The organism is Streptomyces sedi, assembly GCF_006335015.1.
Lineage (GTDB): Bacteria > Actinomycetota > Actinomycetes > Streptomycetales > Streptomycetaceae > Streptomyces > Streptomyces sedi.
In genome coordinates this window covers 1-16,584 of sequence record NZ_VDGT01000036.1, presented here as the reverse complement: position 1 = coordinate 16,584, position 16,584 = coordinate 1, and the positions used below count along the sequence as shown (strand labels likewise).

General features: G+C 71.9%; 16 protein-coding genes and 2 pseudogenes. 7 read left to right on the top strand and 11 right to left on the bottom strand.

Annotation, left to right across the window (positions count from 1 at the left end):
- Positions 1 to 316: 316 nt before the first annotated feature.
- From FH715_RS27600 to FH715_RS27590, 3 genes are all read left to right on the top strand, one after another.
- A complete protein-coding gene (locus tag FH715_RS27600) occupies positions 317 to 1,510 on the top strand; it encodes a cytochrome P450 (protein ID WP_246109026.1) in 1,194 nt (397 codons plus the stop codon).
- A 198-nt stretch (positions 1,511 to 1,708) separates the two neighbouring features.
- On the top strand, positions 1,709 to 2,965 hold the full coding sequence (locus FH715_RS27595; RefSeq protein WP_139650181.1) for an MFS transporter: 1,257 nt from the start codon (positions 1,709 to 1,711) through the stop codon (positions 2,963 to 2,965).
- Positions 2,966 to 2,995: 30 nt separating this feature from the next.
- Positions 2,996 to 3,847, top strand: coding sequence for a hypothetical protein (locus FH715_RS27590; protein WP_139650179.1), 852 nt, complete (start codon positions 2,996 to 2,998; stop codon positions 3,845 to 3,847).
- 45 nt (positions 3,848 to 3,892) lie between these two features.
- Here FH715_RS27590 and FH715_RS27585 read toward each other — a convergent pair whose 3' ends face one another.
- From FH715_RS27585 to FH715_RS27570, 4 genes are all read right to left on the bottom strand, one after another.
- Entirely contained in the window at positions 3,893 to 4,399 is a 507-nt protein-coding gene (locus FH715_RS27585) for a hypothetical protein (protein ID WP_139650177.1), read from the bottom strand.
- Positions 4,400 to 4,536: 137 nt separating this feature from the next.
- On the bottom strand, positions 4,537 to 5,439 hold the full coding sequence (locus tag FH715_RS27580) for a TIGR03619 family F420-dependent LLM class oxidoreductase (protein WP_139650175.1): 903 nt from the start codon (positions 5,437 to 5,439) through the stop codon (positions 4,537 to 4,539).
- Between the two features lie 150 nt (positions 5,440 to 5,589).
- Positions 5,590 to 6,456, bottom strand: a complete 867-nt coding sequence (locus FH715_RS27575) for an NmrA/HSCARG family protein (protein WP_246109025.1) — start codon at positions 6,454 to 6,456, stop codon at positions 5,590 to 5,592.
- A 56-nt stretch (positions 6,457 to 6,512) separates the two neighbouring features.
- Positions 6,513 to 7,517 carry a helix-turn-helix domain-containing protein gene (locus tag FH715_RS27570; RefSeq protein ID WP_139650171.1) on the bottom strand — a complete coding sequence of 335 codons (1,005 nt, stop codon included), beginning with the start codon at positions 7,515 to 7,517 and terminating at the stop codon, positions 6,513 to 6,515.
- A gap of 222 nt (positions 7,518 to 7,739) precedes the next feature.
- On the opposite strand from FH715_RS27570, the gene tap reads away from it, so the two are divergent.
- Both tap and tpg read left to right on the top strand, forming a co-directional pair.
- Positions 7,740 to 9,818 carry a telomere-associated protein Tap gene (gene tap, locus FH715_RS27565; RefSeq protein WP_139650169.1) on the top strand — a complete coding sequence of 693 codons (2,079 nt, stop codon included), beginning with the start codon at positions 7,740 to 7,742 and terminating at the stop codon, positions 9,816 to 9,818.
- Positions 9,819 to 9,821: 3 nt separating this feature from the next.
- Positions 9,822 to 10,379, top strand: coding sequence for a telomere-protecting terminal protein Tpg (gene tpg / locus FH715_RS27560; protein WP_139650166.1), 558 nt, complete (start codon positions 9,822 to 9,824; stop codon positions 10,377 to 10,379).
- 152 nt (positions 10,380 to 10,531) lie between these two features.
- Here tpg and FH715_RS27555 read toward each other — a convergent pair whose 3' ends face one another.
- The gene (locus FH715_RS27555; protein ID WP_139650164.1) at positions 10,532 to 10,969 is read right to left on the bottom strand and encodes a TIGR03618 family F420-dependent PPOX class oxidoreductase; all 438 of its coding nucleotides are present in this window, start codon (positions 10,967 to 10,969) and stop codon (positions 10,532 to 10,534) included.
- A 226-nt stretch (positions 10,970 to 11,195) separates the two neighbouring features.
- Complete coding sequence (locus FH715_RS27550) at positions 11,196 to 11,807, bottom strand: TetR/AcrR family transcriptional regulator (RefSeq protein WP_139650162.1); 612 nt, start codon at positions 11,805 to 11,807, stop codon at positions 11,196 to 11,198.
- Positions 11,808 to 11,896: 89 nt separating this feature from the next.
- Between FH715_RS27550 and FH715_RS27545 the strand changes: the two genes are divergently transcribed.
- Both FH715_RS27545 and FH715_RS27540 read left to right on the top strand, forming a co-directional pair.
- The gene (locus FH715_RS27545; protein WP_139650160.1) at positions 11,897 to 12,322 is read left to right on the top strand and encodes a nuclear transport factor 2 family protein; all 426 of its coding nucleotides are present in this window, start codon (positions 11,897 to 11,899) and stop codon (positions 12,320 to 12,322) included.
- Positions 12,319 to 13,167 carry an NmrA family NAD(P)-binding protein gene (locus FH715_RS27540; protein WP_139650158.1) on the top strand — a complete coding sequence of 283 codons (849 nt, stop codon included), beginning with the start codon at positions 12,319 to 12,321 and terminating at the stop codon, positions 13,165 to 13,167. The genes FH715_RS27545 and FH715_RS27540 overlap by 4 nt, the downstream gene beginning before the upstream one ends.
- 94 nt (positions 13,168 to 13,261) lie before the next feature.
- On the opposite strand, the gene FH715_RS27535 is transcribed toward FH715_RS27540, so the two are convergent.
- The 5 genes and pseudogenes from FH715_RS27535 to FH715_RS27515 form a co-directional block, all read right to left on the bottom strand.
- The gene (locus FH715_RS27535; RefSeq protein ID WP_139650157.1) at positions 13,262 to 13,663 is read right to left on the bottom strand and encodes a hypothetical protein; all 402 of its coding nucleotides are present in this window, start codon (positions 13,661 to 13,663) and stop codon (positions 13,262 to 13,264) included.
- A 704-nt stretch (positions 13,664 to 14,367) separates the two neighbouring features.
- Complete coding sequence (locus tag FH715_RS27530; protein ID WP_139650156.1) at positions 14,368 to 15,246, bottom strand: carbon-nitrogen hydrolase family protein; 879 nt, start codon at positions 15,244 to 15,246, stop codon at positions 14,368 to 14,370.
- Positions 15,247 to 15,353: 107 nt separating this feature from the next.
- Positions 15,354 to 15,562, bottom strand: a pseudogene (locus FH715_RS27525) (transposase); the annotation flags it as partial.
- Positions 15,556 to 15,978: pseudogene (locus FH715_RS29625) on the bottom strand (winged helix-turn-helix domain-containing protein); the annotation flags it as partial. The pseudogenes FH715_RS27525 and FH715_RS29625, both read right to left, overlap by 7 nt.
- A gap of 60 nt (positions 15,979 to 16,038) precedes the next feature.
- Positions 16,039 to 16,440 (bottom strand): hypothetical protein, encoded by a 402-nt coding sequence (locus FH715_RS27515; RefSeq protein WP_139650155.1) that lies wholly within the window; start codon positions 16,438 to 16,440, stop codon positions 16,039 to 16,041.
- Positions 16,441 to 16,584: the final 144 nt, after the last annotated feature.

Genomic DNA, 16,584 nt, shown 5'->3' with positions numbered 1-16,584 from the left:
TCAACCGCATCAAACACTGGCGCGGCCTCGCCACGCGATACGACAAAACCGCAACCATCTACCTCGCCGGACTCCACATCGCAGGCATCTTCATCTGGTCCGCACGATGATCCAAACGAAAGTGCCTAGCCGGCGGGGGAGCGGCGGCCCCGCACCGCGCGGCCGGCGTCACCGTCCCGCCGTGCCACCGCTCGATGGGGTGATCCCGGTCCGGCGCGCCGCCCCACCGGCCGCCGGGCCGTCGATACTGAGGGCCGTCCGGCGTGGCCGGACCCCACGGACAGCAGTCTCCGCCCAGGAAGGCCCAGCGATCACCGTGCCCGGACCCCAGGAGCAGGGGCTGTGCCCCTTCCCGACCAACCACGGCTTCACCCTCCACCCCGCCTACGCCGAGCTGCGCGGCGCACCCCTCGGCCGGGTCCGGCTGCCGCACGGCGACGACGCCTGGCTGGCCACCCGCTACGCCGACGTCCAGACCGTGATGTCCGACCCGCGGTTCTCCATCGCCGCCGCCGTCGGCCGCGACCAGCCCCGGATGCGGGAGGGAGCCCGCGCGGCCAAGGGCCTGTTCTCCATGGACCCGCCCGACCACACGCGTCTGCGGTCCGTCGTCGGCCGCGACTTCGGCGCCCGCCGGATGGAGCGGATCCGCGGCCGGGTGCGGGAGGTCGCCGAGGCGCGCGTCGACGCCATGCTGGCGGCCGACCGGCCGGCGGACCTGCTCACGGAGTTCGCCATCCCCGTGCCGACCACCGTGATCTGCGAGATCATCGGAGTCCCCGCCGAGGACCACGACCGGTTCTGGACATGGGCGGAGACCATCTTCGCCAACGACCTGCCGGGCGACACCGTGCTCGCGGCGGTGCGGGACTTCTTCGCCTACATGGCGGGCATGGTCGCCGAACGCCGCGCCGCCCCGCGCGAGGACATGCTCACCACCCTGGTCCGGGCGTGCGACGAGGAGGGGCAGATCACGGAGGAGGAGATGTTCGCGGTCGCCGCCGACCTGCTGAACGCGGGGTTCGCGACCACCTCCCACCAGATCGCCAACTTCCTCGCGACCCTGCTCTGCCACCCCGAGCAGCTGACCCTTCTGCGGCTCAAGCCGGACCTGATCCCGGGGGCCGTCGAGGAGCTGCTGCGTTTCGTCCCCATCCTCAGCGGCTTCTCCTTCGCCCGCTACGCCGTCGAGGACGTCCCGCTCGGCGGCGTCACCGTCCGTGCGGGCGAGCCGGTCATCGGCGTTCTCGGCGCGGCCAACCGCGACCCGGAGGCGTTCCCCGAGCCCGACGCGCTGCTCGTGGACCGGCCGACCAGCCCCCACCTGGCATTCGGCAAGGGCCCGCACTTCTGCGTCGGCGCCCACCTGGCGCGTGTCGAACTCCAGGAATCGCTGCGGGTGTTGCTCGACCGGCTGCCGGGACTCGCGCTCGCCGTCCCGCCGGACGAGCTGGAGTGGCGGCACGGCAGCATGGTCAACGGCCTCACCCGGCTTCCCGTCACCTGGTGACGCGGACACCACGCCGGGGCCCGCGCGGCCCCGGCCCGGCGCCCCGGCGATGACCCCGCTCGAACCTCCCCGGCGGGAGGACCGGCACCGAAACCCCCGCCACCGGCCGCCCGCGACCGCCCCTACCATCGCAAGGGAACGACGGAACGACGAAACGCCCCACGACGGCGCACGACCAGACCGAGGACGCCCAGACGCATGGCCGCAGCCCCCGACGCCTCCGTCCTCCGCGCCCGAGGCATGCCCCACCTGCTGGCCGTGGTCCTCTGCTGCTTCTCCGGCTTCGCCCTGCTCCTGCCCGTCTCCCCGACCTGGGCCGTCGCCGGCGGAGCCGACGAGTTCGGCGCCGGACTCGTCACCGCCGTCCTCATGGCCGCGACCGTCCTCACCCAGCTCTGCGTCAAAGCCATGCTGCGCCGCGTCGGCTGGTCCCACACCCTCACCCTCGGCGCACTGCTCCTCGGCCTCCCCGCACCCCTCCAGGCCCTCAGCGACGGACTGCCCGCCATCCTGCTGACCACCGCGCCGCGCGGCGCCGGCTTCGGCATCCTCACCGTCTGCGGCTCCACCGCCGTCGCCGCGCTCGCCCCCCGCGGCCGGCAGGGCGCCGCGATAGGCCTCTACGGCCTGGCCGTCGCCCTCCCTCAGGTCGTCCTCACCCCTGCCGCGCCCTGGCTGGTCGACACCTTCGCCCTCCCCGCGATCATCGCCTGCGGGGCGCTGCCCGTGCTCGCGCTGCCCCTCACCCCCGCCCTCGGCCGCATCGTCGCCGCCCACGACGACGACCACGCCCCCCGCGGCGGGCCCAGCCGCGCCGCGACCGCCCCCACCGTGCTGCGGCGCATCCGGCAACCGCTCGGCGTGCTGCTCCTCGTCACGGCCGGCGGCGGCGCCGTCCTCACCTTCGCCCCGCAGTTCACCCCCAGCCCGACGGCGGCGGTCGCCTGCCTGTTCACCCTCACCGCCACGGCCGCCGCCGGCCGCTGGGCCTGCGGCATCCTCGCCGACCGGCTCCCGCCCCGGCCGATCGGTGTCGCCCTCATGCTCGCCGCCTGCGCCGGGCTGGCCCTCACCGCCGCCGGCGTCGCCTCCGCACCGGCCACCGTGCCCGCCCTGCTGGCCGGAGTGCTCCTGCTGGGAACGGCCTACGGCGGGCTGCAGAGCGTCACCCTCGTGCAGGCGTTCCGCCAGGCCGGAACGGAGAACCGGCACACCACGTCCGTCGCCTGGAACATCGGCTACGACTCCGGCACCGGCCTCGGCTCCCTCACCCTCGGCCTCGCCGCCCAGACCGCCACCTTCACGGCCGGATTCGCCGCCCTGTCCGCCGGCATCGGCGCCGCCGCCCTCGCCGTCCTCCTGACCACCTCCCGGCCGGCCCCACCGGCCGCACCCCCGATCGGCGGCCGGCCACGGACCGGAGCGGACGACGCGTGCGACCAGCTCGGCCCCTGACTGTCAGACCCCCCTGCCACACTCGACCCGATGACCACACGACCCGCCCATCCGCAGTGGACCGACGACCTGTTCCCCTTCCCCACGCCGCCCGCCCTCGCCAGGGCCGTCGACCTCGCCTGGGAAGCCGACTTCCTCGCCACCGACCTGTACGAGGAGGGCCTCTACGACGCGGCGCGCGTCCAGGGCTCCGCCGCCCTCCCGTTCGACCTGTGCGAGGTGCCGCGCGCCCCACGGGGCTGGGAGTACACGGACCCGTGGGACGCGACCCGCCGCCCCCACACACCGCACCGGTCCGTCCCCGAGCTGCTGCCCTTCGCCGACCTCGGCACCGGCACCTGCGTCGGGTGGGCCGTCCCCGCCCCCGAGCTGGGGCGCGACGACCACCCCGTCGCCGTCTTCGGCCACCGGACGCCCGCCGTCGTCGGCCGCGACACCCGCGACGGCCTCGCCTACCTCCTCGGCCTCGCCCACCCCGACGACGCGGCCCGACTCGCCTCCGCCCTCGGCCTCACCACCGGCCAGCGCCCCACGGGCGACGCGCCGATACCCCTCGACTTCGCCCCACCCCCCGGCTGGCGCCACGAGCCCTGCCCCTCCGGTGTCGGCCTCGGCGTGCTGGCCCCAGCCGACGCGTTCGCCGACACCTACCCCACGTTCCTCGGCGACATCGACGACATCCTCACGGGCGCCTCCGACCTCCTCGACGCGGGCGCCCCCGCCAGCGCCCTCCTCGGCCTCACCGCCGCCTACCACGAGGACCCCGAACGCCTCACCGACCTCCACCCCCTGTGGGCCCGCGCCTACGACGCCCTCGACCGCCCGTTCCTCCGCGCACGCCTGGAGGCCATGGCGGAGCCCCCGCGGCGCACCACCCGCTGACATGTCCGCGCGCCGGCGGGCCCCCGGGCGGGTCCGCCGCCGCCCTCAGGCGACGTCCCGCCGCGCGCCGCCCCCCAGACCCGGCACGTGCCCACGCGAGACCCTCACGTACTCGTAGATGCCGGCCCGCGACACCCGACGGGCCGCCTCCAGCTCGTCCCGCGACCCCGTCTCCGCGATCCGGTCGATCTCCTTGAGCGCCTCCCGGCCGACGTCCTCCAACTCCGCCCCCTCCGAAAGCAACTCGGAACGGAACATCGCCTCCAGCGCGGCCGTCCGCAACCGCTGGGTCTCCCGACGCAACGCGTGCGGCGTCTCCCCCTCACCCAGACGGTCGGCGTGCCGCGCGAACCAGAGGTCCAACTGCCCGCGACGGTAGCTCGCCAACGCGCCCCCGAACGCGCAGTAGGCGTCGATGCGTTCCTGCCGCAACCGCTCATCACGAGTGAACCGCTCGGCACGGGACGCCGTACGCCGCTGAAACACATACGTCAGGGACGAGCCCAACAACGTACCGAGCACGGCTATGAGACTGGTCGCCACGATTTCCATGCCGCCCAGCGAACCACGCGCGCCCCCGCCGGGCCTCCCCTTTCCAGCCACTCCACCATCAGGCCGCCCGCCCCCGAGCCACCCCGCGCGAAGCGGAAGCCGTCCCGAGGGAACGGCCCCCGCCGCGACGCCCCCGCTCAGCCCCGCGCCACCAGCCGCAGAACCTCCCGCGCGTGCTCCACGGAGCCGTCCACCGTCTCCACGTCGTACATCGAGTCGACCATGAAGTGCTCGATGCCCGTCCGCTCGTGGATCTCCCTGATCGCGTCGGCGACCCGCGCCGTGCTCGTGCCGGCGTCGATGTTCACCCGCAACACGGTGTCGATCGCCCCCGGGTCCCGGCCCTCCTCCCGCGCCCACTCCTCCAGCAGCGCCCGCTGCGCCACCAGCCCGTCGACATCGACATAGCTCGGCACGACGACCAGCGGCAACCAGCCGTCCCCACGCCGCGCCACCCGACGCAGAGCCCGCTCCGACATGGCGCCCAGATAGAACGGCGGCCGTGGCCGCCGCGCCGGCTTCAACGGCGCGTGGTGCTCCGGCACGGAGAGCTGCGCCCCCTCGTACCCCGCGGGGTCCGTCGTCCAGACGGCCTCCAGCGCGTCGAGCAGCTCCTCCATGCGGGCACCGCGCCGCGTGAAGTCGAGCCCCGCCGCCTGGTACTCCTCCGGGGACCAGCCGACGCCGAACCCCGGCAGCAGCCGCCCACCGCTGACCAGGTCGATCGTCGTCAGCGACCGGGCCAGCTGAACCGGCGGATAGAGCGGGGCGACCAACACGTGGGACCCCAGCAGCACCCGGCTCGTCGCCGAGGCGGCCACACCCAGCAGCACGAACGGGTCCGCGGCCGGGTTCAGCTCCTCCGGAATGGTGTTCCCCTGACCGCCGTACCCCACCCGCGGGCGCACCGCCGCCAGATTCCGGTCACCCACCCACAGGCTGGCGCCCCCCGCCTCCTCGATCGCCGCGGCGAACGTCGCCGTCCGCGCGACGCCGTACGCCTGGTGGTGGAACTGCGGGAGAGCGAAACCTATCTTCATGACATCCTTCACGCTGAGTCACTGCGGGGGAGGTGCAGGCACCCGCCGAGACGACCTCCCCTCGCCGGAACCCCACCCTACAAACCGGCCCCCCGCTCTCAACGCCCGCCACGCCCAACGCAGTTGACCGGCCACCCGGGGCGGTCCCGTTCAGCGCGGCGCCTCCCTCAGCGGATCCGCCCCCGGGCCCTCCAACCAGTCGTCGAACCGCGACAGAAACGGGAACTCCTCACGCAGCGCGTCCAGATCGACGTCTCCCGCCAGCCTGCCGCTGTCGACCAGCGCGGCCGTCCCGCCGAGAACCTCGTCCCCCTCCAGCACCGCGTCCGGCAGCCGCGCGTAGTCGATCGGCCGCCCGGCGGCCCGCGTCAGCGCCTCACCCAACGCCCGCCCCGTGAGCGCGTCCCCGGCGATCCCCCTCGTCCGGCCCGCGTAGCGCTCCGGCGCCGCGAACACCCGCGCCACAATCCTGCCGATGTCACGCACCGCGATGAACTGCATCGTCTGGTCAGGACGCGCCAGAAACGTCAACCGCCCCCGGTCCAGCCCCATGCCCGGAAGCATCAGGAGCTCCATGAACGTGACCGGCCGAACGATGGTGCTCGCGACGCCCGACGCCCGCACCCGGTCCTCGATCCGGCTCTTGACGTCGAGATGCGCGACACCGGTCGACGTCGCGCCCGCGGCGATCGTCGAGGTGTAGACCAGATGCGCGACACCCCGCTCCTCGGCGATCTCCGCGACCCGCACGCCGAACCGGAACTCGTCCTCGACGGTCAGCCCCGCACCCGCCTGCCCCGCACTCGGCTGCACACTGAACACGCCGTACGCGCCGGAGAACGCCGCGCGCAACGACCGCGGATCGGCGAGGTCACCCCCCACGACCTCCACCCCGGCCGCCGACAACGCGCGGGCCCGCCCACCCGCCGGATCACGCACCACCGCCCGCACCGCCCACCCCTCGGCCCGCAACGCCGCCGCCACCGCCCCTCCCTGCTGCCCGGTAGCACCCAACACGACAACGGTTCCGCGCGCGATAGTCATACCGTCCCCAACCGCCCCTCCCACCACTCCTATTCCGCAGCCAGGGCACGGGCCAGCCAGGTGAACGCGGCCGCATAGCCAGCGAGTTCGGCCTGATTCGCCGCCAGCGTTCCGTCGACCACCTGCACGAGATAGCGATACCGCGCGAACGGGTCGTCCTCCGAAGGCCCCCGCGCCTCGCGCTCCAGATCGGCGAGCACCTCCGGCTCCAGAAGCAGCAGCCGCTCCGCCACCTCCCGCGACGCCGCCCCCTCGAACGACGCGCCGAGCATCCCGCCCAGCCACGCCAGATACCGCTCGCCCAACTCCCTGCCGGCCGCGGAGTCCGGATCCACCCCGGCCCGCAGCGCGGCGACCGCCTCCCGCAGCAGCGGCTCCCCCCGCGCGTAGGAATCCCACGCGCCCGGCGACACCAACAGCCGCCCGACACCGTCACCGAACCGCTCGTTCAGATCCGCCCGCACCGCGCGCCGCACCCCGGGATCGCCCACCAACGACGCCAACTCGATCCAGGCATCCAACTGCCCCGGCGTCGGCTCGTCAGGAAGACGCGGCGCGACGGCGTTCAGATCCGCGACGAACCGCGGATTCTCCTCCAGCCCCTCACTGACATCCGCCCAGAACTCCTCGACCAGCCGCTCCCGCTCCTCGTCCGAAAGCGACACCAGCCGGTGCACCAACGCCGCCTGCTCCGCACCCACGGGCCGCCGCACCAACGCCCGCAGCACCGAACGGCGCGCCCGCAACCGCGACGCCTCCTCCTCCACGACCGCCAGATGCGCCGTCGCCAGCTCGTGCAACGTGGTCCGCCCCGCCAGCAGCCGCCGGATCTCCTCCAGACCGGCCCCCAACTCCCGTAACGTCCGCACCAGCTCCAGGCGCGCGACGGCCTCGACGTCATACAGCCGATGGCCGGCCGACGTCAGCGCCGAAGGCTCCACCACCCCGGCGTCCGCGTAGAACCGGATGGCGCTGACACGCAGCCCGGTACGACGCGCCACATCCCCGATCGGATACATCGTCTCGTCGTCCACCAGGCCACTGTGCGACCTCAACCCACGTGAGACGCAAGCCCCCGCAGGCCCGCCGGCGTTCAGACGGCGGGGGAGAGGCCCACGGGCCCGACACACGCACGGAGAACCGGCTTCCCCACCCGGCGAAACACCTCCCGGGCTCCTCTCCGCGCCCCCGAACCCCGCCACGCGGGTTAAGCGATGAGGATAAATCGCGGGCTAAGTGACTGTTAGGATCGGGAGATGCCCACCGAGGAAGAGCTGTTCGAGAGCGTCGACGCACTGCTGGAGGAGGAGCCGCAGCTGCCGCCCCCGGCAGAACGGGCCCGGCTGCGCGAGGCCGCCGGCATCACCCAGGCCCGCCTGGCCGTCGCACTGCGGACATCGACCCAGACGGTGAAGAACTGGGAGAACGGCCGCTCCGAGCCGAAACCACCGCGACTGGACGCATACCAGCGGCTCTTGAACGGCTGGGCGGCCAAGCACGCCACCCCGCCCACGCCCCCCACCCCGGCACCCCAACCCAAGGCACCCGCCGCCCCCGAGACCCCCGCCACCGCACCGCCCACGCCCCCAGCCACCCCCGCCCCGGCGCCCCGCCGCCCCGCCACCCCGCCGCGACGCCCCACAGCGACAAAGCCCCCCGCCCCGACCGCCGACCCCCGATACCCCCACGGCCCCCTCGCCGTCCTCGACGGCGACGCAACGGCATACGGCACAGGCGGAATCATGTGGGACTGCCCGGCGACCACCGTCCCCCAGCTGGTCGAGTGGACGCTGAAGGAGTCCGGCCTCGGCGCGCCCAAGCTCAACCGCCACGGCAAGGACTCCGACCCCCTGGTCGTGCTGACCGCCGCGGCAGCCGTGAAGCTCGGCCTGCCCGAACGCCTGGAAGGCCGCGAGCAGCGCCGCACCCTGCGCCTCCCCGAAGACCACCCCGCCGTCCAGGACATCCGCCGCGCGAACTGGCGACTCACCCAACGCGGGTTCGGCCCGTGGCCCCGGATCTACCGCGAAGCCCAGGGGCGCGAACGCCAGTGCGTGCAACTCGCGATCCTGCCCTGGGACGCCCTCGACGACCGCTCCTGGCCCGGCGTCAGCGCGATGACACCCCCGGAGATCGCCCGCGTCCTCGGCGTCTACGCCCAACGGGTCATCACCCCACGCGGCTCGACGGCCGTGTCCGGCCTGGAGCTGATGACCGCGCTGCGCCCACCGACCAGGGCCGTGCGCGAGGAAGCCACGGGAAACTGGGCACCCGGCCACAACCCCGGCAGCCTGGGCACCCAGCCCGTTGACCCGGCGCCCCCGGAAGCCACCACCGAACACCCCGTCGTCGTCGAATCCGGCTGGACCGGCGGATTCCTGGACGAGGAGGCCTACCAGTGGATCCGCCCCGTCGACCTGCTGACCGACCAGGAATGCCTGCTGCCCCACGCGATCGGCCTGGACCTGAACACCGCGTTCCTCGCCGCCGCCGCCCGCCTCGTCGTCGGCCTCTCCGCCCCCGAACACCACCACCAGCCGGCGTTCCACCCCAAGACCCCCGGCTCCTGGTACGTCGACCTCTCCCACATCGAGACCGACCCCCGCCTGCCCTCCCCGTTCACCCCCACCGGCCAACGCCCCACCGGCCCGGCCTGGTACCAGACACACACCGTCGCCTACGCCCAGGAACTCGGCCACGACGTCCACCCCATCGAGGCATACCTGCGGCGGGAGACCGGCGCCTACCTCGACCCCTGGCACGACCGGCTCAAGAACGCCTACGTCGACACCCTCGCCGACCTCGGCGTCACCCGCGACCTGAACGACGCCGACTTCCTCACCGCCATGGAACACCACAAGCGGACCGACCCCGGCCTGGCCGCCGTCCTCGCCGCCATCAAGGCCACCGTCAAGGGCGGCGTCGGCAAACTCCGCGAACGCCCCCAGGGCCGCCACTACCAAGCCGGCGAACGCTGGCCCGCCCTGGAACGCCCCACCTGGCGCCCGGACATCCGCGCCGCCGTCATCTCCAAGGCCCGCGTCAACATGCACCGCAAACTCGCCAACACCGCCCGGTTCACCGGCCTGTTCCCCCTCGCCGTACTCTCCGACTGCGTCGTCTACCCCAGCCCCGGCCCCACCCCACTCGACTTCCTCCCCTACGCCACCTCCGGCAAGCCCCAACCCGGCGCCTTCCGCCTCGGACCCACCCCCGGACTGGCCAAACTCGAAGGCGTCCAGGAAATGGCCTGGGCCGTCGACCTCATGGAACACGGCCTCAACCCCGCCCGCCACATCAAGGGCGGCGACGCCGTCCTCGACGAAGGAGAGTAGGCCGTGGACGAGATCACCGACGCCCTCGCCCGCGCCGACCAGGAAGCGTTCACCCGCCAGCCCCCGAAGACCCTCCGTGGCCGCGTCAACTACCTCGTCCGGCAACTCGGCAGCGCCCGCGCCGTCGCCGCCGAGATCGGCGTCACCGCCGACTCCGTCAACCGCTACCGCCGCGGCGCCCGCAAGAACCCGCCCCGCCCCGTCACCGACCGCATCGACGCCGCCGTCCGCGCCCGCTGGCAACCGGGAGTACGCGCCCGCCGCCGAAGGCGGGCCGCCACCACCGGCGGCCTCACCGTCGAGACCCGCGCCCGCTTCGGCTACACCGCCCCCGTCGGCACCACCGACGACGGCCGCTTCCGCCGCCTCACCGTCCACCTCCCACCCGCATACGCCGACCGCCTCTTCACCGCCCGCGAAGCCGGCGCCCCCGACGACCAACTGCGCCGCATCGTCGCCGAGGGCCTACGCGACATCTACTTCCAGGACGGCGGCACCCGCGCCCTCGGCCTGTCCGACGTCGCACTGACCGACATCGACTACCTCGACCTGGAGTTCTGAACACCCCTCAGGCACCGCCCGGCACGCTCCCGGCCGAGCTGAGCCGAGGCACGGTGGTCGTCACCGGGCAGGGCCGGCGTAACGGGCGCAAGCCGGCCTGGACACAGCGCGGCGCGCCGGAGAAAGCGAAACGCGCCCACCCCGGCTCCTGTTCAGGTGGTGCGCGAGGCCCGGAACCGTTCCACCCCGACGATGTGTCGCACCTTGACCGGGCGCACGATCACCGCGACTCGCTGTTCTCCCGGCATGATCCACTCGAATCGCTCGCTGCCCAAGTACTTCCGCGCCAACCGATCCATCCGATCGTGTGCCTCCTCGCCCTCCACGAAGCGGACCACTACGCCACTGATCTGCACTCGATCGAAGGGATCGGTGGCATCCGCGTGTGAGAGATAGACCCGCGGGTCACGACGCAGGTTCTCCTCTTTCACCCGTCCCACCGAGGTGTTGAACGCCAGCCTCCCTTCCCCCTCCAGGTCCACCCACATGGGGCTCACCTGAGGTGCTCCGTCAGCACACACAGTCCCGACGTACCAGGTGTGGGGGGCCCGCAGCCGGGCGCGAACGGCCTCATCGAAGGTCACAGCCATCCCGAGACGCTACCCGCCGCGACCGGCAAGATGGAGTACGTGGGTCTCCGACGGCTGGTCGCCCGCGCCCCTCATCGCTCCACCGCACCGGCGACCGCGCGCCCTTCGGCGGGGAGACGCGTTCCCGCCCCGCGGGATCCCGGTGCGAGCACCAGCCCAGATCGTGCCGACCGCGGGAACAGCGCGCTGGCGAAGGCGCCGCCCGCTCTCCCGCGCCGCCCCTCGGTCACTCCTCGACGGTCACCCCCGGGAGCGGGCCGGAGGCCAGGACCCTGGTGACGAAGTGCGCCAACTGCGACCGCATCCTCTCCCGCGGAACACGCTCCTCTCCGGCCAGGTGCTCGACGAGGTCGGCCCGTGTGGCGGCGAGCAGGGCGTGGGCGGTGAAGTCACTGTCGGTCAGGCCGGGGATCTGTTCGAGCACCGCTCGGAGCAGGCCGTGCCATCGCTCGTAGTGTTCCGCCCGGTAGGGGCTGCTGCCCCCGCTCCCCTCCAGGGCCAGTGCGAGTCGCCGGTTGTCGAGTTTGAAGCACAGGGCGGCGTCGAGCAGGGCGGGCACCCGGTCCCGCGGCGGAGTCTCCGGCCCCAGGGGCGGTGGGCCGCTCTCGACGGCCCGCCTGACCGGTTCGAGCCGCGCCTCGTACAGCGCGCGGAGCAGCCCGGCGCGATCGCCGAAGGCCCGGAAGAGCGTGCCCTTGCCGACGCCGGCCGAGGCCGCGACGTCGGCCATGGTGACGTCCTCGGGGCTCTGACGGCGGGTGAAGAGGGCGTCGGCGGCGGCGAGTACGGCCTCCCGGTTGCGGATGGCGTCCCTGCGAGACGGCTGGCGTTCGGGCATTGCCGCATCCCTCCCTTTGCGAAACGGACCACGGGTCCGTATCGTTGAAGCGGACCCAGGGTCCGGATTCTAACGGCTGGAGGACACCCATGCCCGCACCGACATCCCCGGCGGACCTGTACCGCCACAGCCTGCGACTGCTCCTCGACAAGAACATCCCCGCGTGGGTCGCCCTGTGGGCCGACGACGGCCTCATGGAGTTCCCCTTCGCCCCCGACGGCTGGCCCCGGCGCCTGGAAGGCAAACAGGCCATCGCCACCTACATGCGCCACTACCCCGACCACATCGACCTGCACGGCTTCCCCGACCTACGGATCCACCACACCACCGACCCGCGGACCCTCGTGGTCGAGATGCGCGGCACCGGCCGCCTCGTCAAGAGCGACGCACCCTTCGACACGACCTACATCGCCGTCGTGACCGTCCAACACGGACGCATCACCACCTACCGCGACTACTGGAACCCCCTCGCCGTCCAGGAACCCGGCGCCGACTTCACCCGAAGGAACCGATGACCACCACCGGCACCACGCTCGTCATCGGCGCCACCGGCACCACCGGAAGCCGCACCGCCACCCAACTGACAGCCGCCGGCCACCGCGTCAAGGCCGCCAGCCGCCGAGCCACCCCAGCCCCCGGCACCGAGCCGGTCCGTTTCGACTGGCACGACCCCACCCACCACACGGCCGCCCTCGACGGCGTCGACCGCCTCTACCTCCTACCGCCCGTCGGGGACCCCGACCCCGCGGCGACCATGCTGCCGTTCCTCCACCGGGCCCGCACCGCCGGCGTGCACCGCGCGGTGCTGCTGAGCTCCTCCGCCATCTCCGCCGGCGGCCCGGCGGTAGGAACGGTGCACCAGGCCCTGCCCGAACTCTTCGAGGAATGGGCGGTACTACGACCCTCGTGGTTCATGCAGAACTTCACCGGCACACACACCCACGCCCAAAGCATCCGCGACGAGGGCACCATCTGGACCGCCACCGAAAACGGCCGAGTCGCCTTCGTCGACGCCGAGGACATCGCCGCCGTCGCCGTCCACGCCCTGACCGACGAGCAGGCCCCCAACACCGACCTCGTCCTCACCGGACCCGAGGCACTCAGCCACGACGACATCGCCACCCTCGTCAACAAGGTCACCGGCCGACCCGTCGTCCACCGCCACCTGTCCCACGAACAGCTGCGCGACCGCCTCACCACACAGGTACCGGCGGAGTTCGCCGCACTACTGGCCGACCTGGACCGCGCCATCGCCCAAGGCGCCGAGAACCGCGTCACCGACACCGTCCAACACCTCACCGGTCGCCCCCCGCGCACCTTCCAGGCCCTCCTTGAGGAAGAGACACGAGGCGGCAGATGATGCCGCAGCACCCTCATCGCCCCCCGTGCGCCAACCCGCGCACTCCCCACCCGGCCCCCCACGACGGCAGACCACCCGCCTACGGCCGCGAGACCTACAAGACGCGCGAAACCCGATGCGCGGCCCGCGACGCGGCAGGAGCCGGACGCCCGGGCTCACGAACGAGACGGCCAACGTCGGACGGCCAGTCGGGACGGAACCGTTCGACGAAGTCCGCGAAGTCGCTCCGCGGATACCGAGGATCAGACGGTTTCAGCCGGATCTGCTGGCGACTGTCGGCCCACCAGGTCTCGAACTCGCCAACGCTCCCCTCCGCTGGCCAGTCCTCGCTCCGCTCCGGCAGTAACAGGCCGTCGACAAAACCTCCGACGCTCAGGCCAATGTCCACGAAGATCCCGATCGCACCGGGCCGAGGAACACGCACGACGGTGCCCTCGAAGACCTGCCCGAAGCGCAGACCCCCGCGGATCCAAGTCCACTCGGCCTCTGCCACCACGAAGGCATCATCGCACCTCCGCCCAGATCGCGATCTGCTGGACCGTGCGGCAAAACCCCGACCTCCCGCGCACACCCACAAGCGGCTTGGTCGTCAACTGCCGCGGATGTTCACCGACCAACGCTGTCACTGAAAAGGCGAACGAAGCCGACCACACCTTCGCCTCACCCAGCACCAAGTGAGCCGAAGCACGATAGGCATCACAAAAGCAGGCGTGTCGCGGCGGAACATACTGTCACCACACCGCGTGCCTCCAACGAACGTGTCAGCCGCGGCAAGGGGCCCGTTCTGACATATGTTCCGGACGAGAGGACCCTCGACTTCGCCGCGAGCCTGGCCTGTGGGGCCTCACTAGCCATCGTGGAGAGCGTCCATGGCTTCCCGCTTGAAGGCTGGGCGCCAACTCGGCGCCATCGACCTCACCCGGTCTGATGAGCAGCCCGAGCAGCTCGATTCCGAGCTGCCCAAGCAATCGACCGGCTGGACTTCTATAAGAACAACGGCTTCGGTGCCCAGTTCGGCAAGCAGCAAGCCCAGCGCATCCTGCAGGACCTGCGCAGTACAGGGCTGCTGGAGCGGGACGTCGTCCTGGGAACTCTGGCAGCCAAGGGCGCCTCCGATCGTGCGGTGCGGAACCTCGGCAAGTTGATAGACGCGCTGGACCGCCGCTGAACCCTCGCAACGGCCCGATCTTACTGATCGTTTCAGAATGCTGTGCGGGTCTCGCTACGGAGGTCGCTCACTGGCATCCGGCCCTCGTAGAGCCCGGACCGGGCCTGGCGGCGCCACGGGCGGGCGTATCGCAGGGCCTCGTAGATGTCCGACTCCTGTGAGTCCAGGTCGATGTCCGAGACCGCCAAGGCGGGGCCGTCGCCGGCGGCGCGCGCCAACCACCGTCCGCCCGGAGCCACGATCCCGGCCGGAGCCGTCGCGCTGAACTGCGCCGGAACGCAGTAGCCCACCCAGTAGTTGTAGAGCGTCCCGTACGACTGGGCCAGGTGCGCCATCGAGGCGTCGTCGGCCATCACGGACAGCAGCACGCAGTCCGCGTCCAGACGCTCGTACTCGGCGAACAGCTCCGGGAACCTGGCCTCGATGCACAGCGCGAAGCCGAAACGAAGGCCGTCCACTTCGACGATCAGCGGATCGCGGCCGGGTGAATACAGCAGGGACAGCTCGGCATGTGACAGGAACCTTTTGTCATACCGGGCGATCAGGCGCCCTCGGTCCGAAACGACGTACAGGCTGTTGTGTGGCGGGTTTGGCTCGGTGAGCGGATGGATCGAACCGAACACTGTCCACAGGCCGAGCTCGCCGGCGCGTCCAGCGATCGCTTCCGCCTCCTCGCGCAACACGTCCCAGGCGGCGCGACTCCAGTCTGCCGGCACATGGCGGCCACCCGACCCGTTGGTCATTACGCGTTTGCCCGGGTAGGTGAGCGCCCCCTCGGTGAACTGCACCAGCCGCGCACCAACCCTGGCAGCCTCGCCCATCAGGGCCCGGATCTCCCGACCGGACGCTCGCAGTGATTCCCGGTCGGTGGGGTCCTGCGGCACCGTGCTCTGCGCAACCGCGATCCTCATTTTCCTCGCCACACCGGGGACGCTACGGCAGGCTCGCAGTGCGGCCAGATTCGGAGACCGGCTTTGACCGGATCAGCCCCCTCGGCTGTCCGGCATGCCGCTCTGACTCACCGAAGACAGATGATGCTGCATGCGAGTTCGACAGCCCTTGATGGAGGTCAGCGCGTAGCTCGTAGCGGGTGCGGAGTCGTTTGAACTGGTGCAGCCGGGCGAAGGTGCGCTCTACGATCCAGCGGACCTTGCCCAGGCCGGAGCCGTGGGCGACGCCGCGGCGGGCGATCAGTGGTTTGATGCCGCGCTTGCATAGCAGACGGCGCGTCGGGCCGGGACCTGGCAGGACCAGCCGTTGCGCACCAGGAGCTTGCGCACGCCCTGGATGGTGTAGGTGAGGTGGAAACGTCGGCCGATCACCGTCTTCATACGGCCAAGGGTCCAGCGTTGGTCTTCCCAGCCGTGCGCCGCCGGACCCTTCGCGAGTTCCGCCTCCAGCTGGGCGAACTGCTCCTCACTCAGCCTGGGCAGCGACGCCGGTCCCTGCGACCGCAGAGCCCGCGCCCCACCCTCATCCCGTGCCTGCCGCTATCGCTGCACCGAGCGGACGTTGACCCGCAGGTCCTTGGCGATCACCGCACTCGCCTCGCCCTGGGCGAATCGTTCAGCAGCTCGCAGCCGTAACTCCTCGCGGAACCGCTGCCGTTCGGCGGTCAGCCCGCCCCCTTGTGGATACCGCATGCCCCGGTGATACCGCACGGATGACGACCCGTCAGCCCTTACGACTCCACGAGTTCAACTTCAGTAACCCATGCGGCGGACACGCCGCCTGTTCTGCCGAATCCGCTCGATCAGACCCCGCGGATCGAGTTCCTCACGCAGCCCAAGGAGATACCCCGCAGGCGAACGGCGAGCAGCAGCGGCACCGGCCGCCACACGTGAGCTCGCACTCACGAAGCACGCCGCGATCGCACCGGCTCCGAGCGCGGTGGTGGGCACAGTGCTGTCACCCGCAAACGTCGCCCCCAGAACGGACAACACGATCGGCACCTCCGGTGTTTGCAAGGAGAAGATCGCCCGAACAGGTTCAAGGCGCTGTGAGCGCAAGCCCCGTTCCAAGTCCCCGAGTATGGTGCGGATATCACGTTCCGCTGCCATTTCCACGCGAGCGCGCAGAACAGTAAGATCCTGGCTCGCCGCCATCGCGGCGAATGAATCCCCTAACGAGCTCGTGCACGGTAGGCAGGGGTCGTCGAGCCTGGAGGGTTGATCATGGTGAGGTGGTGGGGAACTCAACGCGTGCGGTGATCATCAGTAATCGGCGGATCACAGGCCTGGCTGCGGGAG